The following is a 24,495-nucleotide window of genomic DNA, read 5'->3' as shown; positions in this document are numbered from 1 at the left end:
ATGTGAAAAAATACTGTAGCTTGCGTAGATTATGCAAGCCACTCTAGTTGAAGTTGCTGTCTGTATTTTATAGGCAGCAGCTTTTTTTATGTGATTACTCATAAAATGCAAAAGAATGCTTCACCTTTTCAAGTATGTACCAAACGAAAAAAATATCTCTGTATAATTTTTCAAAAGAATTCAGCTTGTTTTTTTATATGTAATATTGCATATCAGAGTGTATTGATAAAAGTGTAAGGGGTCACTATAATGAGGGCATAAAGATAAATCATATTTTCGTAGCAATAAAAAGGAGGAAATAATATGGAAATCGCAATGGCAGTTTTAAAATTTGTAGGTGGCGTAATCCCGTTAATTCAAGAACTTTTAAAAGCATTTATGTAAATTTATTAGTTAGCAATCATTTATCAATAATTATCATATTTTACTAAAAAAGAACGGGGTGATTTTTCTGAATATTAAGAAAAACACTAAAAGAAGAAAGTTCCTTGCATGTTTATTAGTTAGTCTATGCACTATTAATTATTCATCTATTTCCTTCGCAGAAACACAAGCAAGTAATGCAACTGATGTAACCAAAAATGCTAGTGGCATTGATACTGGTATAGCAAATCTTAAATATAATAATCAAGAGGTTTTAGCTGTAAATGGTGATAAAGTAGAGAGTTTTGTTCCGAAAGAAAGTATCAATTCAAATGGTAAATTTGTAGTAGTAGAACGCGAAAAAAAATCACTTACAACGTCACCAGTCGATATTTCAATTATTGATTCTGTAGTGAATCGCACGTATCCAGGAGCTGTACAACTTGCAAATAAAGCTTTTGCAGACAATCAACCAAGTTTATTAGTGGCTAAGAGAAAGCCTTTGAATATTAGTATAGACTTACCGGGCATGAGAAAAGAAAATACAATCACTGTCCAAAATCCGACATATGGTAATGTAGCTGGAGCAGTAGACGATTTAGTATCTACTTGGAATGAAAAGTATTCTACAACACATACGTTACCTGCAAGAATGCAGTATACGGAATCTATGGTTTATAGTAAATCACAAATTGCAAGTGCTCTTAATGTTAACGCTAAATATCTTGATAACAGTCTAAATATTGATTTTAATGCGGTTGCAAATGGAGAGAAAAAAGTGATGGTAGCGGCGTATAAGCAAATATTTTATACGGTAAGTGCTGAACTACCTAACAATCCATCCGACCTTTTTGATAATAGCGTTACTTTTGATGAGTTAACTCGAAAAGGCGTAAGTAATTCGGCTCCACCTGTTATGGTTTCAAATGTAGCTTATGGTAGAACGATTTATGTAAAATTAGAAACAACATCTAAGAGCAAAGATGTACAAGCTGCTTTTAAAGCCTTACTTAAGGATAACAGCGTTGAAACAAGTGGACAGTATAAAGATATTTTTGAAGAAAGTACCTTTACTGCTGTAGTATTAGGCGGAGATGCGAAAGAGCATAACAAGGTTGTTACTAAAGATTTCAATGAAATCCGAAATATTATTAAAGATAATGCTGAATTAAGTCTTAAAAATCCAGCATACCCAATTTCATATACAAGTACTTTCTTAAAAGATAATGCAACCGCTGCTGTTCATAACAATACAGATTATATTGAGACGACAACTACAGAATATTCAAGTGCTAAAATGACACTTGATCATTACGGTGCTTACGTTGCTCAATTTGATGTATCTTGGGATGAATTCACATTTGACCAAAAGGGTAACGAAGTACTAACACATAAAACATGGGATGGTAGCGGAAAAGACAAAACGGCTCATTACTCTACAGTTATCCCTCTTCCACCGAACTCAAAAAATATAAAAATTGTAGCAAGAGAATGTACAGGTCTTGCATGGGAATGGTGGAGAACAATTATTAATGAACAAAACGTTCCATTAACAAATGAAATAAAAGTTTCAATTGGAGGAACAACATTATATCCAACAGCTAGTATTAGTCATTAAGTATAAAAAAAGCGCCCTATAAGTAGGGCGCTTTTTTACTTAGTCACAAATTTTATTCCTCTATTTGCCGGGCAGCCCGATTGATGAGGGCTGATTAATAATGTAATTCCTAATATAGTTAATCGGCGTTGATTTACTTCTTCACGTAAAATGGATTGAAATGAAATTCCTATTACTTGGACAAGTGTTGCTAAAAGTGTGGAAATTGGAGGAATAAAACTTTATGTTCCTTTGTTTTGGGCCAACTTAAGAAACTTTTGTAAAATGATAGGATTACAAAAATGTAATGTGGGTGTAAGGAAACTGGATTGTACCATCTTTATGGTTAAAGCATACTTAAGGTAAGGAAGATTTATATTTTAACGGGTATAAATCTTACAAGTAGAATAGAAAGGTTAGGTATTATCATATGAAATGGATCATGAGAATTTTTGTGTTATTAGCTATAGTAGGAGGTGCTTTCTACTATATGAAGTCAGGGAATGGATACTATTTGACTAAACAATATTATGTAAAAGTAACGACTGATTCTAAAGTAGAAAACGAAAAATTGAGTAATGGAGAAGTTCTTACGTATCATGTTTACGATGAGAAGGTGTACGATAAAAAAGGGGAAGAAAGAGAACTGAAAATTTCCTTGCAAAATGAATTGGAAAAAAATCAATATTATTTGATTGATTGGGAAGATCGCCGTGGGATTGTTTCTAAAATAGCTAAAGTGAATCAAGCAAAAATAGATAAAGATATTTTAGATAAGTTGAACGCAAATTCATAATATTTCAGGATAAGTTAATCAAAAGCTGTGTTAGCGTAAGATTTATAAGAAAAAGGTATTATAGCAAAAATAAAAGAGATTATTATAAAACAAAAAAGACCGAACCGTCTGGTTCTGTCTTTTTTTAGGAATGAAGAATGAATTTTACAAATGATGTGGCACAAAGCTGGATTGCTACAATTGGGATGACATGTATGAATAGTGGACTGTAACACTTATGTAGATGGTTTGCAGAGATATAAAATCAATATAGAAGAGGAGTATTATTCTAGATGACTTATGTAACTACAATTTTATCAATAGCGGGTATCGTTATCATGTCTTTAGCGAGGATTAATTTTAAAATAAGGGCGTTTGCTAATAAACCAGCTTGGGGTGGCTTCACTCTTCCCTTAATTCTAATTGGATTTATTTTATTTTGTATCGGTATGTTTTTAGGTTTTGTAAATCATCAACTATAAGGTGGGAATATTGTGAAGACGAAAAGCTACATGTTTTTCGTCTTTTCGTTCTCTTGCTTAATAAGAAAGATCCTGCAACTCAGTACAGGATCTTTAATCAAACGTATTTAAAAACTAAATTGTGGTTTCATATCACCTTTATAAGGTTCATGTTCAACGAATATAGTTATATCCTTACCAGCTTGGTCTTTACCAGTTCTTTTATACGTAAATTTATTCTTATTTAGTTCAGTAAGTTCAAGAGCAGCACCGTATTTGTTATTTCCAATTGAAACATGGGCTCTTATTTTATTTTCGTGTACAACATCGAAGTAGCCATAATCACCGCGGCTTTGACCTGTTTCGCTATTGAAAAACTCATATTTATTAGATTTGTCATCAAATTTTGCTAAACTTATAAAATTCGAATTAAACTGTGTTACATCGTTACCAGCTTCGTCTAATACCTTTGTTCCGTGCCAAAGGGTACCGCCTAAAATTTTATCTCCATCAACGTTTTTAATAATATCTCCTGTAGTCGTGTTCAGCTGCTTGTCCGGATCAGTGAAAGAAAGTTCTTTTTCTTTATATGGAACATGTTCAACGAAAACTTCTACATCTTTACCGTTAGCGTCTTTCCCCATTCGTTTATAAGTAAATACATTTTTATTTAGTTTTGTCATGTCAACGACAGCTTGATACTTCATTGATTCTGAAATCAATATTCTCTTCTTCCCATCATTTGTGACAAAGAAAGTGCCTTTATCGCCACGACTTGCACCTGTTTTAGCATCAAAAAATTCATATCTGCCGGATTTCGCATCATATTTTGCAAGACCAATGAAGTTTGCATTCTCTTTTGTTAAGTCATTCTTATCTTTGTCATACACTCGTGTACCTTGCCAATTTGTCTCGCTAAGAATATTAGCCATTTTTTGCCCTTTAGTTAATTTATTTTCCTTTTTTGTTTCTTTAGCAACTTGTTCTTGTTTTTGTTTCCCATGATTTTCTTCAGCTTTAGTACCAGCACACCCTGTTAATGCTAATGTGAATCCGAGCAGTACGGATGATAGTGCTTTTGCTTTTTTGTTCATGTTTTATCGTCTCCTTATTTTATGATTTCAAGTAGTACGGTTAGCGATTATAGTAGCAGTGCGTCATATATGAACTTAGTTGCTACGTTTCTTATGTTAATCCCCGACTATAAACTGCCTCTAAATAAAACATTAAAAAAAGATAAACTAATTCCTAAAAAATGTTCATATTTATAAAAAATCGCTAGCTTGCTGTAGTGCCTACGAGTAATCCAAAAAATACATTGTAAAGAAGAAGGAAAGCCGCTAATAATAATGTAATTGATAATTGTAGCTATGCGGAAGTAAAAACGTTGTGAAACGATTTGGGGGTATATAGTTTCAGTGTGAAAAAAGTGAAAGTTGCTATAAGTACAAATGGATTTTGTGGACTTCACGGCAAAGTTATAGATAGAGTGGCATTGCAGGGTTAAAAACCATAACTTTGCTGGAGGAGCGGGTTATGGTTTTTTTATGAGGAAATACGATTTTAAGTTTTTGCTGAAGGTGTTTTTCTAGGATATGCTGTGAGTGATTGGAGTGAGGTAGTGTCAGATATTGTCGACCAATCGATATATTGTGAGTTGTGATAGATATATTGGAAAAATCGTTGATATATTGTGAGTTATGATAGATATATTGAAAAAATCGTTGATATATTTGTAAAGGGGTGTTTGAGGTGATTGTGAAAGAAAGAAAAATGCCGATTTATATAAGACAGTTAGAAGCACTGCTTAGAAGGTTACCTGTACATCATCCAAAACGAAATTTAATTGGAGAAAACTTGGCAAAACACATGGCGGGGTATAAAGGGGAGCAAGCAATTGATTATCCACTTAGTTTTATTTCTGAGAAAGAGTATAGTGTTTTACATGATGTTCGCTTGTCTAATCATGATCAATACTTTCAAATTGATACTATTATCATTTCCACAAAGTTTCTTCTTTTTCTTGAGATAAAAAATATAGCAGGTACATTAATGTTTGATGCAAAGTTTAATCAACTTATCCGAATAACAGAAGGAAATTCAGAGGGATTTCCAGATCCGGTTTTACAAATAAAAAGGCAAGAAATACAATTAAAGAAATGGTTAAGCTTACATGGATTTTCCTCTAGTCTTCCAATCGAGTCCCTCGTTGTTATTAGCTCGCCTCGTACCATTATAAAATCTTCAGATGACAATCTTCTTCATACAATTATTCATAGTGCAAATTTACCTCATAAAATAAAGTGGTTTGAAAGTAAATATAAGAGAAAAGTTATAGATAATGTAGATAGGCTCATTCATCAAATACTAACGGAGCATTCTCCACTTCAACAAAATATACTTGAGCAATATAAAATAGAAAAAGAGGAGTTGTTAAATGGAGTACAATGTGAGAAATGCTTAGTTATTCCAATGGTTAAAGTGAAGAAGGGCTGGCGTTGTACAAGTTGTAAAGATTTTTCAAAAGTGGCACATGAGGATGCTATACGAGATTATGCATTGCTCATTAGTACGACATGTACGAACGGTAATTTGAAAGAGTTTCTCCATGTTTCGTCGGGTATGGTTGTAAACAGAATTCTCCACACACTAAATCTCCCCTACACTGGCAACAACAAAGGACGAATATATGATTTAACTTCTTTCCAATCGTAATTTTGCTATAATAAATAAGTACTTATACGAAGGGGAGTCTAAAGAGAAAATGAAGTCATTTAATATCGATCATGTTATAGCTAGTGTTTTGCAATGGATATTAAATATAGCTTTAATTATATTATCCATTGTGTTATCGATTTTCTTAGTGAATGAGACAATTACGTTTGTGCAGTATATTTTTTCGGCAAAAGAGTATACGTCTTATAAATTGGTTGAAAGTATCATCGTTTATTTCTTATACTTCGAGTTCATTGCATTAATTATTAAGTATTTTAAATCGAACTATCATTTCCCGTTACGTTATTTTATTTATATCGGAATTACGGCCTTAATTCGATTGATTATTGTGTCTCATGAGGAACCGATGGAGACGTTATTATACGCAGGAGCAATTCTTGTTTTAGTTATTGCTTTATACATATCGAATATGAGAGATTTGAGAAAAGAGTAGTAGTAAGTTTGCACTACTTTTTTACATCTTGACCTTCAAGTTGCTTGAAAGTTTACAATGAAATTAGGGCGTTTGAAATCGAAAAAAATTGAGAAATTAAGTGAAGAGGTTTCTTTTACTTGGAGGTTATAGGAATGAATCAGGAATTGAAGTTACGTCCATTGGAACGAGAAGATTTAAAGTTCGTACACGAACTGAATAATAATGCGCATATTATGTCATATTGGTTTGAAGAGCCGTATGAGGCATTTGTGGAGCTGCAAGACTTATACGATAAACATATACATGATCAAAGCGAACGCCGATTTATCGTTGAGAAAGACAATGAAATGGTTGGATTAGTTGAGTTAGTAGAAATCGATTATATTCACCGTAGAACAGAATTCCAAATTATTATTGATCCGAATTATCAAGGATATGGTTATGCAGTAGAGGCGACGCGTTTAGCAATGGATTATGCTTTCGCTGTATTAAATATGCATAAGATATATTTAGTTGTGGATAAGGAAAATGAAAAAGCAGTACATGTTTATAAAAAGGTTGGATTTATGGTAGAAGGCGAACTTATCGATGAGTTTTTCGTTGATGGTAACTATCATAATGCGATAAGAATGTGTATGTTTCAGAAGCAATATTTTGAAAACAAGTAGTTGAAAGATTCGGAAGTAATGTTGACGCTTCGTAAAACCGTATGCTAAAATCCCTTTTAAGTATTAAGGAAGGTGCAGAATATGCTTTATATAAAATTTGTAAAACTCATTAGAAAACTTTGCTCCGCACAAATGTATACGGTGAAGCGTTGTACGGAGCTTAATCAAGGGGTATAAATCCCCTATATTCATCGGCTGAATAACTTTTCTAAAAAAGTATAGTTTATCTATGCTTATTTCGTTATGGTTTTTCAGCTGGTGTATAAAATAGATTAAGGGGCCATAGACAATGCTTTGTCTATGGCCCTTTGTGTATATTATTCCGATGAGTCTTTACTGTAAATTGGAGTAGTATAGAAAAAACCACGAAGCAGAGGGCTAGTGTCGAATGACGCTATCTCTCTGCTTTTTTAATTTCAGGAAAAGAGGAATAAAAATGAGTTTACTTAAAGTTGAAAGTTTATCACATAGTTTTATAGATAAAGTATTATACGAAAATGCTTCTTTTGATTTGCATAAAGGGGAGCATATGGGAATTGTTGGACAGAATGGTGCAGGGAAAAGCACATTAATGAAAATATTGGTGGGGGAAATTATTTCTGATAAGGGAGACATAAAGTGGCAACCTAATATTCAAATTGGGCATCTTGATCAATACGCTGAAATTGATGAGGTTTATACCATTTCACAATATTTAAAGAGAGCTTTTTATGATTTGTATGAAATGGAAAAGAGAATGAACAAGTTATATGAAGAAAGTGCGATGACTGGAGATGAAAATCAACTATTGAAAGCGGCAGAAATTCAAGGACTGCTCGAGGCTCATGATTTTTATTCAGTAGATAGTATTACGAATAAGGTGGCATCCGGCTTAGGTATTGATGTGATTGGGATGGATCGTGTTATTGGTGAATTAAGCGGAGGGCAGCGTGCAAAGGTAATTTTAGCGAAGCTCTTATTAGAAGAGCCTAATATTTTATTACTAGATGAACCGACGAATTTTCTTGATAAGGAGCATGTGGAGTGGCTTGCTAATTATTTAATGAATTTTGAAGGAGCGTTTATTGTCATATCACATGATTTTGATTTTCTGGAAAAGGTAACTTCTTGCATATGTGATGTAGAGTTCGGGACAGTTAAGAAGTATTACGGCAAATACTCAGATTTTGTAAGGCAGAAGGAGCATTTGCGAAAAGATTATATTCGCCAATATTATGCACAGCAAAAGAAAATTGAAAAAACGGAAGAGTATATTCGTAGAAATATTGCTGGGGTGAATTCAAAAATAGCGCAAGGTCGTAGAAAACAATTACAGCGTATGGAAAGAATTGCGCCACCAAGTTTTACTCATAAACCGTCTATTCATTTTCAGGAACTTCCCATTTCAGTTCAGACAGTTCTTGAAGTAAATAACCTTGAAGTTGGTTACGACTTCGCTCTCTTACCAAAGTTGAATTTTTCAGTAATGGGTAGGCAAAAACTTGTTATTACAGGTTTCAATGGAGTAGGAAAATCTACTTTATTAAAAACAATCGTTGGAAATATTGATAGTATTTCTGGAGAGTTTCACTTTTCAGAGCAAATAAAGATTGGATATTATGAGCAAGATTTAAATTGGAGCAATGATTCTTTAACGCCGCTTCAAATTATTTCAGAACAGTTTCCTAAACTGAATATGAAGGAAATACGCCATCATTTAGCTGCGTGTGGAGTGAAGGATACGCACGTTTCGCAAGAAATTCGTACGTTAAGTGGTGGTGAACAATCGAAGGTGAAACTGTGCGGATTATTATTATCACCTTGTAACTTATTAATTTTAGATGAGCCGACAAATCATTTAGATGCAGAAGCGAAGGAAGCTTTGCAAAAGGCGCTAATTAAGTTTAAGGGCAGCATTATACTCGTATCTCACGAAGCGAGTTTTTATCTTGATTGGGCAGATAGCATCTTTCATATAGAGACAGGATTAGTTAAGGGGGTGTGAAACATATGAGTGAAAACAATTGGAAAACGAAAATTATATTATTTTTGACCGCTCAAACTATTTCGTTGTTCGGTTCCTCTCTCGTACAATACGCGATTATATGGTATATCACCCTTACAACATCATCAGGAGTGATGTTGACTATTTCAACTGTTTGCGGTTTTCTACCACAAATTGCGATATCTTTGTTTGCAGGTGTTTGGATTGATCGTTATGACCGTAAAAAGATGATTATGTTATCTGATGGAATTATAGCGATTGCGACGTTAGTTTTAGCAATTTTATTTTTAACAGGATATAAAAGTATTTGGTTACTTTTTATTGTGTTACTCATTCGTTCAGCTGGAACAGGAGTACAAACGCCAGCTGTAAATGCATTAATTCCGCAAATCGTTCCGAAAGAGTATCTTATGAAAGTAAATGGAATAAATAGCAGTATTACATCTTTAATTATGTTTCTTTCTCCAGCAGCAAGTGCGATGATTCTTTCTATTGCCAGCATTGAAACAACATTTTTTATTGATGTTATTACGGCTATGATTGGAATTAGTATTATGTTTATCATTCAGGTGGAAGGACATGTGAATGTAGAGAGTAAGCAAAAATCTAATCTACAAGGAATTAAAGAAGGATTCTCTTATTTAAAAGAAAATGTATTTATTAAAAGGCTAATCGTTTTATTAATTATCGTCATGATTTTAATAAGTCCAGCTGCTTTTTTAACACCTTTAATGGTAACTCGTTCTTTCGGGGCCGAAATGTGGAGACTTACTGCTAGTGAGATGACCTTTAGTGCGGGTGCGGCAGCTGGTGGCGTATTAATTGCGGCGTGGGGTGGTTTTCGTAATCGTATGTATACAACAGCGCTAGCTTGTGCATTATATGGACTGCTTATGATTGGACTCGGAATAGCACCAATATTTATTATATATTTAGTCTTTAATTTTTTAATTGGTATAACGATGCCGTGCTTCAATACACCAGTTACTGTGTTATTGCAGGAGAAAGTAGAACCATCAATGCACGGACGGATGTTCAGTCTTGTACAAATTGCGAATTCATGCGCGCTTCCTCTAGGAATGATAATATTTGGGCCATTGTCGGATATGTTTAGTGTAGAGATTTTGTTAATTTATGCTGGGATATTCGTGCTATTTTGCGCAATGTATATAGTATTAAGCAAGAGGTTTGAAGTGTAAATATTTATAATACAGAGGGTTTGCGAAGTGATTTAATATGCTTCGTAAACCTTTTTGTTATTAGTTTAGTCAATAATTATTTATCGTTAAACAATAAGTAATTATTGACTGTTAATGTTTTTTTAGATAATATGATGTTAACGATTTAAGGAGAATTACATAAGTAGAGGAGAATGTGAAATGAAAAATAAATACGTAGTAGCTATTTCTTTCATGATTTTAGCGATTATTTCTTTAACTATACATGCTTCAAACAGTAAAGTAGGAGCGGATGGATTCCTTGAAGAACCTTTCTTTTTCCTAGTACCGATAAGTTATGTATTGTTCCTTAGTGGTATTGGCGTATTATTATTTGGATTTATTACTTCAAAGCTGAAAAAGGGCAATAAATAGGGGTTACCAATAGGGACAAAATACTCACTATGAAATAGAAACATACCATATGGAAGAAAAAGAATAAGTGAGATGAATCATGATGAACCATCATTTTTATAATGGAAGACAAGTAGGAGCAGCTATTACGCTGGCTGGGGCACAGGGAACAATTCATGCTATGAATCAAGCTATTCAAATGCAACAACAAGCATATTTTGCACAAATGATGCAAAGTCAGTATATGCCGTATTCACAGCTTCCGATGCAAATTGTACATTACGATGTACATCCAGCTGGTTTATTTTCTATTCCATATGGCGGGACATATTTCTTATGAAAGAAAGCGACTCAATAGAGTCGCTTTTTTTCATATTCCGCCTAGCTTCATTCCAAGGAATGCGAAGAGGATACCAATTATGTACGTAGCGCTTAAGTATAAAAGGAAAGTGCTAATATTTTTTCGATTGAGAAGTTGAACAGCTTCTAGTTTAAACGTAGAAAATGTAGTGAATGCACCCATAAATCCAGTACCTAATAATAGTTGCCAGCCTGTAGTAACTCCGTTGCCGATTATATATCCAAGTAAAAACGCCCCTGTTATATTAATAAGGAATGTAGCAAGTGGAAATTGTGTTTTATTTCTTTTCTTAAACCAATTGCTAATTGCAAATCGTGTAATCGCACCGAAAAATCCTCCTGTTGCGACTAATAAGGCTTCTATCATGAGTAATCACCTTCCGTAAGAGATTTCTTAATTAAGAAATCTCCAAGTGTATAGCCAAGGCCAGACATAATGAGGCCACCAAGTATGCTACATGATACATATAAGAAGGCTATGCTCCACTCAGAATGATTGATCAATTGCACAGTTTCTACACTAAATGTTGAAAAAGTCGTAAAGGAACCGATGAATCCAGTTCCGATGCCTGTGATGACCTCTGAAGGTAAGATGTTTAGCCGGGCGATATAAGTAGTTAGCCACGCTAAGAAGAAGCAACCGATTAAGTTAATGAGTAATGTTGCTAATGGAAATGAATGATGCCAAAATGTGGTGATATTAAGACCTAAATAATAACGAGAAAGAGCTCCTAATATACCGGCAATGCCGACGATAATATAAATCAATTTTCTCACCTCTTTAAATAGATTGCTCAAAAAAATAGACTCCTACCAGTATGTATACTGGTAGGAGTCATTAGCTAAGCAGCGTTTATGGCGAACTCCATCGCCTAGGATTATTACATATAGTGTACTAAATATACCGTTTAAATTCCAGTGAGGAGGTGGGTGTAACGTTTCTTTTTTTGATGTCTGAAGGTTTTTCAAGTAATTAAAATGGGATCGATTACTTATCAACTAAATATAGTGATATACGGTTTTAATTATGATAAAATGTTTCTTATGTGTGTCGTTTTGTTTTATTTGACTGAAAATAAAGAAAAATAAATTCGCGTGAAAAGGAGTCATTTATTTGAAGAAATTTTTAAAAATCGTATTTACATGTGTTTTAGTAGTAGCGGGCATTGTAGGAGGATTTCTAGCGTATATGACACTTACTAAAGAACAGCCTGCTGATGTTATAAGCTTGAAGGTGGAGAATAATAAGGAGCGCGTATTAGCGACTGGAAATGAGTTTAAAGTTACAACATTTAATATTGGATATGCTGGGTTAGATAAGGATCAAGATTTCTTTATGGATGGTGGAAAGGGATCTGGTTCAAGTAGTAAAGAGCAAACGGAAACTAATTTAAAGAATATGCTTTCGTTTTTACAAAATGAGAATAGTGATTTTGCACTATTACAAGAAGTTGATATAAAGTCACTTCGTTCATTTGATGTAAATGAACATGAATTTTTGAAAAAAGGATTACCTGATTATGTTTCGTCATTTGGCAAGAACTACGATACGAAATGGGTTCCAGTGCCAATAATAAATCCAATGGGATATGCGGAGGCTGGATTAAGTACGTTTTCTAAATACACTGTTCAAGAAGCGAAGAGGTTCCAGCTTCCTGGAATGGAGCCTTGGCCAAAGCGTTTGTTTGATTTAGATCGAGCAATTGTGGAATATAAAATTCCTGTTAATAATGGGAAACATGTTAGACTCGTAAATTTACATTTGTCTGCTTATGATGAAGGCGGGAAAATTAGAAAACAGCAAGTAGAGTACTTAAAAGAATATATGAACAAGCATTATGAAAATGGTGATTACGTAATAATGGGCGGAGATTGGAATCAATTAGTTTCAAACGCTCAATTAAGTGATCCGAAGTTCGTGAAAGAGCGCCCTGAGTGGTTAGTAGAGTTACCGAAGGACTTTACGGACGGTGGCTTTAAGTGGGCTGTAGATCCGTCTGTTATGACTGTGAGAGATGATGTAAAGAAATATGTAGAAGGTGAAAATTTCGTCACTATTATTGATGGCTTTATCGTTTCACCGAATGTAGAGATTGTAAATGTACAAGGGAAAGATTTAAAGTTTGAAAATAGCGATCATAACCCAGTAAGTGCGGTATTTAAACTGAAGTAATTGATATGTATAAGTAGAAGGTGGGGCTTCATATGGAGTGGTTAAAGAGGACTTGTTTTTCTAACCTTGAGAAAGAATCACAGAAAAATCATTTATTACTGTTTATAACGATTTGTAGTTTCTTTCTTGGGATAATCGCAATTGGGTATTATGGATATATTTTTACAGAGAGAGCAATAGCGTTTTGGATTTGTGGTATTTCTGTCGTTGCATTTGGAACGCTGTTTACTTTTATAAAAAGTATGGAATCAGCGTATAAATATATCATGACATTTATGTTGCTTACAATGTCTTACATTATGGTACAAGCTTTTAATGAAAGCCCGGCTGTATTTCAAATGGTCTATTTTACATTAGCTGTTTCACTTATTTACTTAAGTGAGCGTCTCATTTTAATTCTTGGCGGGGTAGCTGTTGTGATCACATTTATCCTTTGTAGCTATTGGCCGGAGCAATTTTTTGCTTATACAGCCTCGTCTGAAGCTGCTAATTTCGCAAGTTTGTTAGCGATTGTAACAATCGCTATGTGGGGCGTCACGAAAATCGGTTCTAATTTGCTCCTTCGTTTAAGTGATGAGAAGCAAGAAGTAATGAGAAAAGCTCAGGAGTTAGAAGAGACGCAAAGACTTATTGAAGAAACAGTTGTGAAACTAGATAGTAATTTCAATCATTTAAGACAAAATATGAACACGTCGATGGAATCGATGAGTGAAATTAATTTTGCCTTTGAAGAGGTGGCAGTTGGTACGCAATCACAATCAGAGATGATGTATCGTTCGGTAGAAGTATTGAATGATATGGAGGGAAATATTGAACAAATCATCTCTCAAGTAAGAACTGCATCGGCTCGTGTGGATGAAAGCTTAGAAATTTCAAAAGGTAGTGTACATACTCTAAGAAATTTTGAAATTAACATGAGAAGTTTAAATGATGTTGTTTCACAGTCTGGAATTATATTTAGAGATTTAATGATGCAATCGAAACAAATTAATGAAATTGTAGATGTAATAACGAATATTTCAAGTCAGACGAGTTTGCTAGCTTTAAATGCAAATATTGAAGCTGCGAGGGCAGGCGAGCATGGAAAAGGTTTTGCTATTGTAGCGAGTGAAGTGTTAAAGCTTGCTGAAGAATCAAATCGTTCTGCGGGAAGAATTCAAGGGATTTTGAAGGAGTTTAGTAATCAAGCAAGTAAGGTAGAAGTACAAGTAGAAAAGTCAGAAAGAGTACAAGAAGAATGTAACGAGATGTTAGCAAGCGTTTTAACAAATGTAACTGATTTAGGGAAGTTTATTGATGCGATTAATGAAGTAATGCGAGAGGTTGTTGTTCATCAAGAAAGTTTCCAAGTTAAAACGACGAATATCGTAAAGGATGTTACGCATGCTTCTAACGTAATTCAGCAAACTTCTACAGCTACAGAAGAAGTGCTAGCGAGTGTGGAAGAAGAAAAACATCGAAATGATACGTCAGTGAAGACGTTACAAACTGTTAACGAGCAAGTGAAGTTGTTAGAAGATATTTTAGAAAAGTAATATTGCTTGGAAAGAGCACGAATGATGTGCTCTTTTTTCATTGAAACGAATACTTGATAGGAATTTAATTGCTTTTCTGCGCGTTTTCTGCCAAGCTTAAGGAGATAAAATTCAGCTAATAGCGGAATTAAAATACTTCAAAGAAAGAATTAAATAGGTGACGCATATGATCGAAGTTAAGACTTCTGAACTTAGTGATGGAGAATTTAATAGAGGTGTATTTGCAACTCGTGATATTAAAAAAGGTGAGTTGATACACGCAGCACCAGTTATCTCTTATCCGAATGAACAGCATGAACATATTGAGAAAACATTACTTGCTGACTACGCATTTGAGTATGGAATCAATCATACGGCAATCCTTTTAGGATACGGTATGTTATTTAATCATTCATATACACCGAATGCAACGTATGATATTGTCTTCGAGAACCATACGTTTAACTTCTATGCTTATAAGGATATAAAAGCAGGAGAAGAAATTTTAATCAATTATAATGGTGAAGTTGATAACGATGAGCTGTTATGGTTTGATAAAGAAAAAGAAGAGAACGAAAAGTAATATAAAGAGTATAGAAAGAGCACATTCTGTCGGATGTGCTCTTTTTTTATTTATGTAAATAAAGTAAAAAGTACAAAAAAATACCACTTTCTTTTTGTGTGGTATAGTAAGATACTGAGGGATAGTGTTTTGAAAAAGTCACATATTTTACAAATTGTTGTCTTTCTGATGACATGTCAAGTTTAGTAGTCCATTTGGGTTGCTTTATTATGCAATATATATTTTAATATGAGTGGCACCTCTTATAAATTAAGAGGTTTATAGGTGTCTCGAATTGATTTTGGGTACACTGTATCCACCACTTTAGGTTCTTTCATGTACGTGGGGATATTATGGGCCCGTATAACGGGATAAAATGAATATAGAAATAGAGGAATCGTAAAATGAATATGCAAGAGGTTTATAAATATTTAAGTACGGTATTGCCTGAAGGACATGTTAAACAAGATGAAATGTTAAAGAATCATACGCATATTAAAGTTGGCGGAAAAGCAGATGTTTTTGTTGCGCCTACAAATTATGATGAAATTCAAGAAGTTATCAAATATGCGAACGAATATAATATTCCAGTTACGTTTTTAGGAAATGGATCGAATGTCATTATTAAAGATGGTGGAATTCGCGGGATTACAGTAAGTTTAATTCATATTACAGGTGTTACTGTAACAGGAACGACGATTGTAGCACAGTGTGGTGCAGCAATTATTGACGTATCACGTATTGCCTTAGACCATAACTTAACGGGTCTTGAGTTTGCTTGTGGTATTCCAGGTTCAGTTGGCGGAGCATTATATATGAATGCTGGTGCATACGGCGGTGAAATTTCGTTTGTATTAACAGAAGCTGTCGTAATGACAGGTGATGGAGAGCTACGTACTTTGACGAAAGAAGCATTTGAATTTGGATATCGTAAGAGTGTATTTGCGAACAACCATTACATTATTCTTGAAGCGAGATTTGAACTTGAAGAAGGTGTACATGAAGAAATTAAAGCAAAAATGGATGATTTAACGTTTAAACGTGAGTCAAAACAGCCTCTAGAATATCCTTCATGTGGTAGCGTATTTAAGCGCCCACCAAATAACTTTGCTGGTAAGTTAATTCAAGACTCAGGACTACAAGGTAAGCGAATTGGTGGAGTAGAAGTTTCTTTAAAACACGCTGGGTTTATGGTGAATGTTGATAACGGAACAGCACAAGATTACATCGATTTAATTCACTTCGTACAAAAGACAGTTGAAGAGAAATTTGGCGTGAAGTTGGAGCGAGAAGTAAGGATTATTGGAGAAGATAAGGAATAAAGAAATACGTATGAAGATATGAATTATTTTAAAATAATATTTGGGTATTGTTGACAATTTGTTTTCAATTCAATATAATGGCTAATAATTTAACAAATAACATACGTTGAAAGAGCCCAGTAGCAGTTTGTCACTGTTAACGAGAGAGCTAGGGGTTGCTGGAACCTAGCACAAACAAACTTGTGAATTACACTCTGGAGTATCTTAGGTAATGCTAAGCGGACTGGCAATCGATATTATTGCTAAGAGTGGTATGAGTAGCTATGCTATTTATACAAACTGGGTGGTAACACGGTGAATAATCGTCCCTATGTCATAGACATAGGGATTTTTTGTTTTAAAAAAATAAAGGGGATGACAAAAGATGAATATCATTGATGAGTTAGAATGGCGCGGCGCCGTTAATCAACAGACTGACGAAGAAGGCTTACGTAAGCTAGTAGAAGAGAAAAAGATTTCACTATACTGCGGAGTTGATCCGACTGGTGATAGTATGCATATCGGACATTTGATTCCGTTTATGATGATGAAGAGATTCCAATTAGCTGGTCATCATCCTGTTATTTTAATTGGCGGGGCAACAGGAACAATTGGTGATCCGAGTGGACGTCAATCAGAGCGTCAACTTCAAACGTTAGAAGTGGTTCAGCATAATGTAGATGCGTTAACAGCACAAATGAAAAAGCTATTTGATTTTGGTGGAAATAGCGAAGTGAAGATGGTAAATAACTATGATTGGACACATGAAATAAATATTATTGAGTTTTTACGTGATTACGGGAAAAACTTTAGCATCAATAGCATGTTAGCGAAGGATATTGTAGCAAGCCGTTTGGATACAGGTATTTCTTTCACGGAATTCACGTACCAAATTTTGCAAGCGATGGACTTCCATCATTTATACACGAAAGAGGATGTTCAACTGCAAATTGGTGGTAGTGACCAATGGGGAAATATTACGAGTGGTTTAGATTTAATTCGTAAGTTAGAGGGTCATGAGGCGAAAGTATTCGGATTAACGATTCCGTTATTATTAAAATCGGACGGTACGAAGTTTGGTAAATCAGCGGGTGGTGCGGTTTGGCTTGATCCTGAAAAAACGACACCGTTTGAATTTTACCAGTTCTGGGTAAATACAGATGACCGTGACGTAATTAAATACTTGAAATACTTTACGTTCTTAACGAAAGAGCGTATTGATGAATTAGCAACGAAGGTAGAAGCGGAACCTCATAAACGTGAAGCGCAAAAAGTATTAGCGGAAGAAATGACGAAGTTTGTTCATGGAGAAGAGGCGTTCCTGCAAGCTGAGAAAATTACAGCAGCGTTATTTAGCGGAGATATTAAATCGTTAACAGCTGATGAAATTGAACAAGGCTTTAAAGAAATGCCAACATTTCAGTCTTCAAAAGAGACGAAAAACATCGTAGAATGGCTAGTTGATTTAGGAATTGAACCATCTAGACGACAAGCGCGTGAAGATATTAATAACGGAGCGATTTCTATGAATGGTGAGAAAGTAACAGATGTGGGTACAGATGTTACTGTAGAAAATTCATTTGATGGACGATTTATTATTATCCGTAAAGGGAAGAAGAATTACAGTCTTGTGAAGTTAGGCGAATAGTTTGTGTGAAAGGATGGGAGTAGGAAGAATACTTCCATCTTTTCGTATACACAATTTGGACATAAAATAATCAGTAAATTTAGATAATTAAAAGGGTTATACGATTCTTCTGCCGAATAAATAAGTTAGAGAAAATTACGGATAAAAATAGCCCGAACCATGCAGGGCATGATTCGGGCTTATATTCAGATTAGTAAGCTAAGCTGAATAGACCTTTAATGTGTGATAAGTAACGAACGTTACTTGCTTCTTTCATTAATGATGCTGGTAAGCCTTTAAGTGGAGTATTGCTTGCTCCAATTGTAGCAACCGCATCTTTACGTCCTAGACTAGCAAGTGTTCCAGAGTTTACAGGTGCGAACTCTTCGAATGCTTTGCCTTCTAGTGCTGCGTATAAGTTGTATCCAATTAACTCACCCATTTGCCAAGCGATTTGTGCAGTTGGTGGGTATGGACGTCCGTCTGGAGCGAAGACAACAGCGCTGTCTCCAGCAACGAATACGTCTTTGTGAGAAGTAGATTGTAGGTATGCATCAACTGTTGCACGTCCACGGTTAACTTCAAGACCTGATTCACCGATTAATGGGTTACCTTGTACGCCGCCCGTCCAAACGAATGTGTTAGCAACAAGTTTTTGACCGTCTTTTAAGTCGATTTCGTTGCCAGCAACGTTTGTTACAGGAAGACCAGTTAAGAATGTAACGCCGCGCGCTTCTAGGCTAGTAGTTGCACGTTCGATTAAGTGGTCTGGTAATACTGGAAGGATTTTTGGACCTGCTTCAACAAGAAGAAGTTTCACTTCTTTTGGATTTACGCCGTGGCTTTTTGCAAGTTTAGGCATAATGTCAGCAAGCTCACCAACTAGCTCAACGCCAGTTAATCCGCCACCACCGATTACGATTGTAGCATCAGCTTCGTTTTTCGTTTTCGCGTATTCACGAATACGGTCTTCAACGTGTTTGTAGATTTTATTTGCATCAGCAGCAGATTTTAATACCATGCTGTTTTCTTCTAGTCCTGGAATACCGAAGTAAGCAGTTTTACTTCCTAAAGCAACTACAAGTGCATCGTAAGATAAAGTAGTGCCGCCAGCTAGTTTGATTTCTTTGCTATCAACTGAGAATGACTCAACTGTTGCGATTTTAAGATCGATATCTTTACCTTTGAAAAGCTTTGTAAGTGGCATTGCAACTGCTTGCTCAGACACGTTACCAGCTGCAAGGCGGTGTAGTTCAGTGATGATTTGGTGCGTTGGGTATTGGTTAATCACTGTAACTTGTGCTTCTGATTTACTGTAATATTTACGTACGTTTAAAGCGGCAAGAAGACCGCCATAACCAGCGCCTAAGATGACAATTTGTTTTGACATAGTATGATATCCCCCGTCTTTACTAATTGTTGTTATAAGTTAACTTATTTATTGTTACGTTCTGCACTAATTTGAAGATATGCGTTCACAAAGCGGAACATTTTTTGTGCTTGTGGATCTTTTAATAATTTTAATAGACCGAACAGGCCGATAACTTCGTTGCTTTCGTCAGCACGATCTTTCGCTTCGATTGCAGTAGCAGCCATGCTTTTCACTGTATCTTTTACAGGTTCTACAAGCTCTGTGATTGCACCAACAGTGTCGCTTTTTAATACTTCATCAGTAGCAACAGTTTGAGCGAAGTCATAAGACTTAGTTAAAATGTTAACAAGCTCAGTTAATTTTGGAAGCTGTTCTACTAGTGTTGTTAATGATTCTTGTACCTCAGGTTTTAACAACTGATCAAGTACATCAAGTTGTCCTTGGCTAGCAGAAATTTGTACAGTTTCTTGTTCTGGCTTTGTTTGAGTCATAGTTTCTGGCATCTCCAATTCTCCTTTACGATAGCAATACTCTTATTTTTTATAAGTAAGATAGTAAACGGTTACGAAACTTTATACAAAGTTTCACAAAACACAATAAAATGCCTTTAAATTTATGACAGCAAGTAAGCTGACATAAATCTAAAACCATAACGTCTTACTTATTATTTATGAACTGTCCGATACATGGCTTGTCCGCATAATGGAAAAGCTCCGTTACCGGAAAGTGTATATAATATATATCCTATATTATATACTATATACACCTATGTTAACATAAAAATGATTCCTAATTATTTGATATTGAGTGTATAACGTAGTGCTGACAAGGTATGAAAGCGTATAAAATATTTTGTTCCAGTTAGAAATGTACATATATATAAAGAAAAAAAGGAAAAAATGAACCAATTCATGTTCGTTTTTTCCTTTTTCCTATTATTCACCTTCTGCAATTAGCATCGATGTGTTACCTTCTTTTTCAAGATGGCATTCGCCCCAAGAACAAAGAGAATCAAGAATGGATTCTAAAGACCAACCGTAGTCAGTAAGAGAATATTCTACTTTCGGTGGGACTTGGTTGTATACTTTTCTTTGAATGACCCCGTCGTCTTCTAATTCACGTAATTGCTGTGTTAACATTTTTTGTGTAATACCAGGCATGGAACGTTTTAGTTCACTCGTTCTCTTTGTACCTTTCGTTAAGTGACAAAGGATAACAACCTTCCATTTTCCGCCGATAACTTCTAAAGTCGCCTCTACAGGAATATTGTATTTCTTCATATGAAATCCTCCCTTTGTAAGTAAAATAAGTTAAATCATACAAATGTTACTTTTTAGTACCTATAGCACTTTAAAGTACGTACTTTTTATTGTGTTAAATATGTTTCATAATAGCACATGTAAGAGGCAAATGAGTAGTACGGTACCAAAAAGTGACTATGTTACTTTTTAGTGCCTATCGTACTTTAAAGTGCGTTCTTCAAAAAAGGAATGAAACCATTCATAATAGCATTTGTAAGTATGAAATATATTTTTTAGAAGATAAAAGGGCCTTTTTATCATACTATTATGATTGGATTTCTTGTAATAAGGAGGAATTCAATTGAGTTCATATACAGTACCATCTTCGGAAGCTCAGACGAGCCGAAGAAGTATGTTTGCTTTATTAGCGCTAGCAATTAGTGCGTTTGGGATTGGTACGACCGAGTTTATTAGTGTCGGTTTACTACCATCTATTTCAAAAGATTTAAATGTTTCGGTTACAACAGCCGGTTTAACGGTTTCCTTATATGCGTTAGGAGCGGCAGTAGGAGCTCCTGTTTTAACAGCGTTAACGGCTAGTATGTCGCGAAAGACATTATTAATGTGGATTATGGTTATTTTCATTATTGGTAATGGCATTGCGGCGGTAGCAACAAGCTTCACTGTATTAATTATCGCAAGAATTGTATCTGCGTTTGCACATGGTGTGTTTATGTCAATTGGATCTACAATTGCAGCTGCAATCGTACCAGAGAATAAACGTGCTAGCGCAATTGCGATTATGTTTACTGGATTAACAGTTGCGACTATTACTGGTGTGCCAATTGGAACATTTATCGGTCAACAATTTGGCTGGAGAGCGTCATTTATGGCGATTGTTGTAATTGGAATTATTGCTTTCATCGCAAATAGTATACTCGTCCCATCTAATTTAAAAAATGGTGTACCTGTATCGTTTCGTGATCAATTTAAATTAATTAAAAATGGAAGACTATTACTTGTTTTCATTATTACTGCACTTGGATACGGCGGTACATTCGTAACATTTACGTATTTATCTCCGTTATTACAAGAAGTAACAGGATTTGAAGCAAGTACTGTTACTATCATTTTATTAGTGTATGGAATCGCAATTGCGATAGGGAATATGGTCGGCGGAAAATTATCGAATCATAATCCGATTCGAGCGCTATTTTACATGTTCTTGATTCAAGCGATTATATTATTTGTTTTAACATTTACAGCGCCATTTAAAGTAGCTGGATTAATCACAATTATTTTCATGGGACTATTCGCATTTATGAATGTTCCGGGGCTACAAGTATATGTAGTTATATTGGCAGAGCGCTTTGTTCCTAGTGCGGTTGATGTTGCTTCAGCAATTAATATTGCCGCATTTAACGGAGGGATCGCTTTAGGTTCTTATATAGGTGGCCTTGTAACGAATTCATTAGGATTAATCCATACTGCTTGGGTAGGTGGCCTTATGGTAGTAGCCGCTGTTATTTTAACAGCGTGGAGCATGACATTAGAAAAAAGAGATCAAGTAAAATAAAAGGAGAGAAAATAAAATGAAAAACTTACAAAGTAAAACAGTATTAAGTAATGGTGTAGAAATGCCTTGGTTCGGTTTAGGTGTATTTAAAGTAGAAGAAGGACCAGAACTTGTAGAAGCAATTAAATCAGCAATTAAAGCAGGATACCGCAGCATCGATACAGCTGCAATTTACGGAAATGAAAAAGCTGTAGGTGAAGGAATTCGTGCAGGTATTGAAGCGACTGGTATTGCAAGAGAAGAATTATTTATTACTTCAAAAGTATGGAACGCAGATCAAGGGTATGAAACAACAATCGCTGCATACGAAGAGAGTCTAAAAAAATTAGGACTAGATTATTTAGATTTATATCTTGTTCACTGGCCTTCAGAAGGAAAATATAAAGATACATGGAGAGCGCTAGAAACACTTTATAAAGAAAAGCGCGTACGTGCAATTGGTGTAAGTAACTTCCAAATCCATCACTTACAAGATGTAATGAAAGATGCAGAAATTAAACCAATGATTAACCAAGTAGAATACCACCCTCGTTTAACACAAAAAGAACTACAAGCTTTCTGTAAAGAACAAGGTATTCAAATGGAAGCATGGTCACCACTAATGCAAGGTCAATTATTAGATAACGAAACATTACAAGAGATTGCTGAGAAACATGGTAAAACAACAGCGCAAGTTATTTTACGTTGGGATCTTCAAAATGGAGTAATCACAATTCCAAAATCAACGAAAGAACACCGTATTATTGCAAACGCTGATGTATTTAACTTTGAATTAACGAAAGAAGATATGGAAAAAATCGATGCGTTAAATCAAAATCATCGCGTTGGTCCAGATCCTGATAACTTCGATTTCTAAGATTAAGGTAAGAAAAAAGAGTGCTTAAAAGTACTCTTTTTTTGTGCATAAAAATAGTTTCTAAATAAATACTACTTAGTATTAAGTTTGTTATTAAGGGGCTGTAAACATGAATATAAAGCAATCGTTCAAACTTTTAGCTATGTTTTTAAGTGTTTTATTTGTGTTATTCCCACTTCAAAAAGCATTCGCAGAAGTGATGGACCATACAAAGTATCAAATGGATTGGAGTTATAGTAAGTCCAAGAAGAAGCCAATTCGAACAGAGCTTATTAAAACGGCAGATGGTAAAATTGCTTTTTGCTTAAATGTAGATTTGAAATCTCCAAGCGGTCAAGATTTACCGGAAATGGGGAAAGTGGATATTAATGTGTACCGTGTACTATTGAATGGATATCCACAAAAGAGTCCACAAGAATTAGGGGTATCTGATTGGAGAGAGGCGCATTACGCAACGCAGCTTGCAGTGTGGAATGCGTTAAAACAAATCGATATTAATGATTTAGACTTCCGTAATAAAAATGTAGAAAAGGTAACGAAAGATATCGTTGCAAAAGCAAGTGCTAGTGAAGAACTACAAGAAATTACGATGAGTGTAACTCCTACAGAAGAACAACAAGCAGTCTTAAAAAATGATTTCTTTGAAACAGGCTTATATACAGTAGAAACAAATGCAAAAAGCGGAACGTATAAAGTGCAAGCAACAGGTGCACCAGCGGGCGTGAAATTTGCAAATGAAAAAGGCGAAACAAAAACAGAATTTAATGTAGGAGAAAAGTTCCGCATTTTAATTCCGAAACAAACACCAGCTGGTGGATTTAGCTTTAAAGTATCAGGAAATTTAACGAAATTACAAGGGATTGCGCATAAAGGTACACCGACTATTCAAAATGCAGTAGTATTACTTGAGCGTAGTGAAGAAAAAACAAGTCCAGAGTTAGCGGTAAGTTGGAAAAAGGCTGAGGCTCCAAATAAACCAAATAAGCCATATACTCCAAATGAACCGCATAAACCGAATCAAAAGAGATAATGAAAAAGCATTGGTATATGCCAATGCTTTTTCATATGAATTCTTTAAAGATATATCAAGATAATAATCAATCGAGTGAAACACTATTTTAACGTTTGAAGAAGTATTTAAAAATAATAAAATATGGAGAAATCTAAACGTTACAATAAATGGATTTTATTCACGAAATTGTAACATTATTCTAATTAGAGAGGCTATCAAACAAAGTGTAAAGCGTGTACAATTCAGTTGGAAAAACTACCTATAGATGGTCATATATGAAGAAAATGTAAAACTCTATTGTTGTTCACATTTTTAGATGTATAGATGACAA

24 protein-coding genes, 1 riboswitch and 1 other annotated feature are annotated in these 24,495 nt (G+C 34.8%); of the genes, 18 read left to right on the top strand and 6 right to left on the bottom strand.

The annotated features are described in order from the left end of the window. The first annotated feature begins 442 nt into the window (after positions 1-442). From alo to ACTFR3_RS17525, 3 genes are all read left to right on the top strand, one after another. Positions 443-1,981: an anthrolysin O/cereolysin O family cholesterol-dependent cytolysin Alo gene (gene alo / locus ACTFR3_RS17535; protein ID WP_000576727.1), complete on the top strand. Its 1,539-nt coding sequence runs from the start codon at positions 443-445 to the stop codon at positions 1,979-1,981. A 409-nt stretch (positions 1,982-2,390) separates the two neighbouring features. After that, positions 2,391-2,756, top strand: a complete 366-nt coding sequence (locus ACTFR3_RS17530; protein ID WP_002184038.1) for a YxeA family protein — start codon at positions 2,391-2,393, stop codon at positions 2,754-2,756. 272 nt (positions 2,757-3,028) lie between these two features. Continuing rightward, the gene (locus ACTFR3_RS17525; protein ID WP_000222858.1) at positions 3,029-3,217 is read left to right on the top strand and encodes a hypothetical protein; all 189 of its coding nucleotides are present in this window, start codon (positions 3,029-3,031) and stop codon (positions 3,215-3,217) included. A gap of 107 nt (positions 3,218-3,324) precedes the next feature. On the opposite strand, the gene ACTFR3_RS17520 is transcribed toward ACTFR3_RS17525, so the two are convergent. Then, a complete protein-coding gene (locus tag ACTFR3_RS17520) occupies positions 3,325-4,290 on the bottom strand; it encodes a DUF4822 domain-containing protein (RefSeq protein ID WP_001034141.1) in 966 nt (321 codons plus the stop codon). A 664-nt stretch (positions 4,291-4,954) separates the two neighbouring features. Between ACTFR3_RS17520 and ACTFR3_RS17515 the strand changes: the two genes are divergently transcribed. The 7 genes from ACTFR3_RS17515 to ACTFR3_RS17485 all read left to right on the top strand — a co-directional run bounded on the left by ACTFR3_RS17515 (position 4,955) and on the right by ACTFR3_RS17485 (position 10,910). Further along, positions 4,955-5,911 carry a nuclease-related domain-containing protein gene (locus tag ACTFR3_RS17515; protein WP_086388955.1) on the top strand — a complete coding sequence of 319 codons (957 nt, stop codon included), beginning with the start codon at positions 4,955-4,957 and terminating at the stop codon, positions 5,909-5,911. A gap of 49 nt (positions 5,912-5,960) precedes the next feature. Next, entirely contained in the window at positions 5,961-6,365 is a 405-nt protein-coding gene (psiE, locus tag ACTFR3_RS17510) for a phosphate-starvation-inducible protein PsiE (protein ID WP_000834708.1), read from the top strand. Between the two features lie 134 nt (positions 6,366-6,499). Further along, positions 6,500-7,015, top strand: coding sequence for a spermidine N1-acetyltransferase (speG, locus tag ACTFR3_RS17505; RefSeq protein WP_001071095.1), 516 nt, complete (start codon positions 6,500-6,502; stop codon positions 7,013-7,015). 436 nt (positions 7,016-7,451) lie between these two features. Continuing rightward, positions 7,452-8,999, top strand: a complete 1,548-nt coding sequence (locus ACTFR3_RS17500; protein ID WP_242244960.1) for an ABC-F family ATP-binding cassette domain-containing protein — start codon at positions 7,452-7,454, stop codon at positions 8,997-8,999. Between the two features lie 5 nt (positions 9,000-9,004). After that, on the top strand, positions 9,005-10,198 hold the full coding sequence (locus ACTFR3_RS17495) for an MFS transporter (RefSeq protein ID WP_001293755.1): 1,194 nt from the start codon (positions 9,005-9,007) through the stop codon (positions 10,196-10,198). 180 nt (positions 10,199-10,378) lie between these two features. Beyond that, positions 10,379-10,591, top strand: coding sequence for a DUF3955 domain-containing protein (locus ACTFR3_RS17490; protein WP_025118109.1), 213 nt, complete (start codon positions 10,379-10,381; stop codon positions 10,589-10,591). 79 nt (positions 10,592-10,670) lie between these two features. After that, entirely contained in the window at positions 10,671-10,910 is a 240-nt protein-coding gene (locus tag ACTFR3_RS17485; protein WP_000980930.1) for a DUF3947 family protein, read from the top strand. A 30-nt stretch (positions 10,911-10,940) separates the two neighbouring features. Here ACTFR3_RS17485 and crcB (ACTFR3_RS17480) read toward each other — a convergent pair whose 3' ends face one another. After that, positions 10,941-11,297 carry a fluoride efflux transporter CrcB gene (gene crcB, locus ACTFR3_RS17480; protein ID WP_000568587.1) on the bottom strand — a complete coding sequence of 119 codons (357 nt, stop codon included), beginning with the start codon at positions 11,295-11,297 and terminating at the stop codon, positions 10,941-10,943. Beyond that, entirely contained in the window at positions 11,294-11,698 is a 405-nt protein-coding gene (gene crcB / locus ACTFR3_RS17475; RefSeq protein ID WP_000639315.1) for a fluoride efflux transporter CrcB, read from the bottom strand. The genes crcB (ACTFR3_RS17480) and crcB (ACTFR3_RS17475) overlap by 4 nt, the downstream gene beginning before the upstream one ends. Positions 11,699-11,752: 54 nt before the next feature. After that, positions 11,753-11,812, bottom strand: a riboswitch (Fluoride riboswitch). 232 nt (positions 11,813-12,044) lie between these two features. On the opposite strand from crcB (ACTFR3_RS17475), the gene ACTFR3_RS17470 reads away from it, so the two are divergent. The 5 genes from ACTFR3_RS17470 to tyrS all read left to right on the top strand — a co-directional run bounded on the left by ACTFR3_RS17470 (position 12,045) and on the right by tyrS (position 18,128). After that, complete coding sequence (locus ACTFR3_RS17470; protein ID WP_000714050.1) at positions 12,045-13,103, top strand: endonuclease/exonuclease/phosphatase family protein; 1,059 nt, start codon at positions 12,045-12,047, stop codon at positions 13,101-13,103. 32 nt (positions 13,104-13,135) lie between these two features. Continuing rightward, complete coding sequence (locus ACTFR3_RS17465; RefSeq protein ID WP_440044625.1) at positions 13,136-14,638, top strand: DUF4077 domain-containing protein; 1,503 nt, start codon at positions 13,136-13,138, stop codon at positions 14,636-14,638. A 166-nt stretch (positions 14,639-14,804) separates the two neighbouring features. Next, on the top strand, positions 14,805-15,200 hold the full coding sequence (locus ACTFR3_RS17460) for an SET domain-containing protein (RefSeq protein ID WP_000573649.1): 396 nt from the start codon (positions 14,805-14,807) through the stop codon (positions 15,198-15,200). A 383-nt stretch (positions 15,201-15,583) separates the two neighbouring features. After that, complete coding sequence (murB, locus tag ACTFR3_RS17455) at positions 15,584-16,501, top strand: UDP-N-acetylmuramate dehydrogenase (protein ID WP_001057102.1); 918 nt, start codon at positions 15,584-15,586, stop codon at positions 16,499-16,501. A gap of 97 nt (positions 16,502-16,598) precedes the next feature. Then, positions 16,599-16,814: a binding site (T-box leader), on the top strand. Positions 16,815-16,865: 51 nt separating this feature from the next. Next, the gene (gene tyrS / locus ACTFR3_RS17450) at positions 16,866-18,128 is read left to right on the top strand and encodes a tyrosine--tRNA ligase (protein WP_001021096.1); all 1,263 of its coding nucleotides are present in this window, start codon (positions 16,866-16,868) and stop codon (positions 18,126-18,128) included. A 190-nt stretch (positions 18,129-18,318) separates the two neighbouring features. Here the strand turns inward: tyrS and ACTFR3_RS17445 are convergent, their stop codons facing one another. The 3 genes from ACTFR3_RS17445 to ACTFR3_RS17435 all read right to left on the bottom strand — a co-directional run bounded on the left by ACTFR3_RS17445 (position 18,319) and on the right by ACTFR3_RS17435 (position 20,759). Further along, a complete protein-coding gene (locus tag ACTFR3_RS17445; protein ID WP_000043202.1) occupies positions 18,319-19,497 on the bottom strand; it encodes an NAD(P)/FAD-dependent oxidoreductase in 1,179 nt (392 codons plus the stop codon). A 44-nt stretch (positions 19,498-19,541) separates the two neighbouring features. Continuing rightward, the gene (locus tag ACTFR3_RS17440; protein ID WP_001115309.1) at positions 19,542-19,982 is read right to left on the bottom strand and encodes a DUF1641 domain-containing protein; all 441 of its coding nucleotides are present in this window, start codon (positions 19,980-19,982) and stop codon (positions 19,542-19,544) included. 432 nt (positions 19,983-20,414) lie between these two features. Continuing rightward, positions 20,415-20,759 carry a winged helix-turn-helix transcriptional regulator gene (locus ACTFR3_RS17435; RefSeq protein ID WP_000760481.1) on the bottom strand — a complete coding sequence of 115 codons (345 nt, stop codon included), beginning with the start codon at positions 20,757-20,759 and terminating at the stop codon, positions 20,415-20,417. Between the two features lie 373 nt (positions 20,760-21,132). Here ACTFR3_RS17435 and ACTFR3_RS17430 point away from each other — a divergent pair, with 373 nt between their 5' ends. The 3 genes from ACTFR3_RS17430 (at position 21,133) to ACTFR3_RS17420 (ending at position 24,182) form a co-directional block, all read left to right on the top strand. Further along, a complete protein-coding gene (locus ACTFR3_RS17430; protein ID WP_002026553.1) occupies positions 21,133-22,296 on the top strand; it encodes an MFS transporter in 1,164 nt (387 codons plus the stop codon). A gap of 16 nt (positions 22,297-22,312) precedes the next feature. Continuing rightward, entirely contained in the window at positions 22,313-23,152 is an 840-nt protein-coding gene (locus ACTFR3_RS17425) for an aldo/keto reductase (RefSeq protein ID WP_000793568.1), read from the top strand. A 109-nt stretch (positions 23,153-23,261) separates the two neighbouring features. Continuing rightward, positions 23,262-24,182 (top strand): thioester domain-containing protein, encoded by a 921-nt coding sequence (locus tag ACTFR3_RS17420; RefSeq protein ID WP_224201259.1) that lies wholly within the window; start codon positions 23,262-23,264, stop codon positions 24,180-24,182. Positions 24,183-24,495 lie beyond the last annotated feature (313 nt).

It is taken from the genome of Bacillus cereus group sp. MYBK14-1 (assembly GCF_051916885.1).
Taxonomy (GTDB): domain Bacteria; phylum Bacillota; class Bacilli; order Bacillales; family Bacillaceae_G; genus Bacillus_A; species Bacillus_A cereus.
This window is presented reverse-complemented; position numbering and strand designations above follow the sequence as displayed.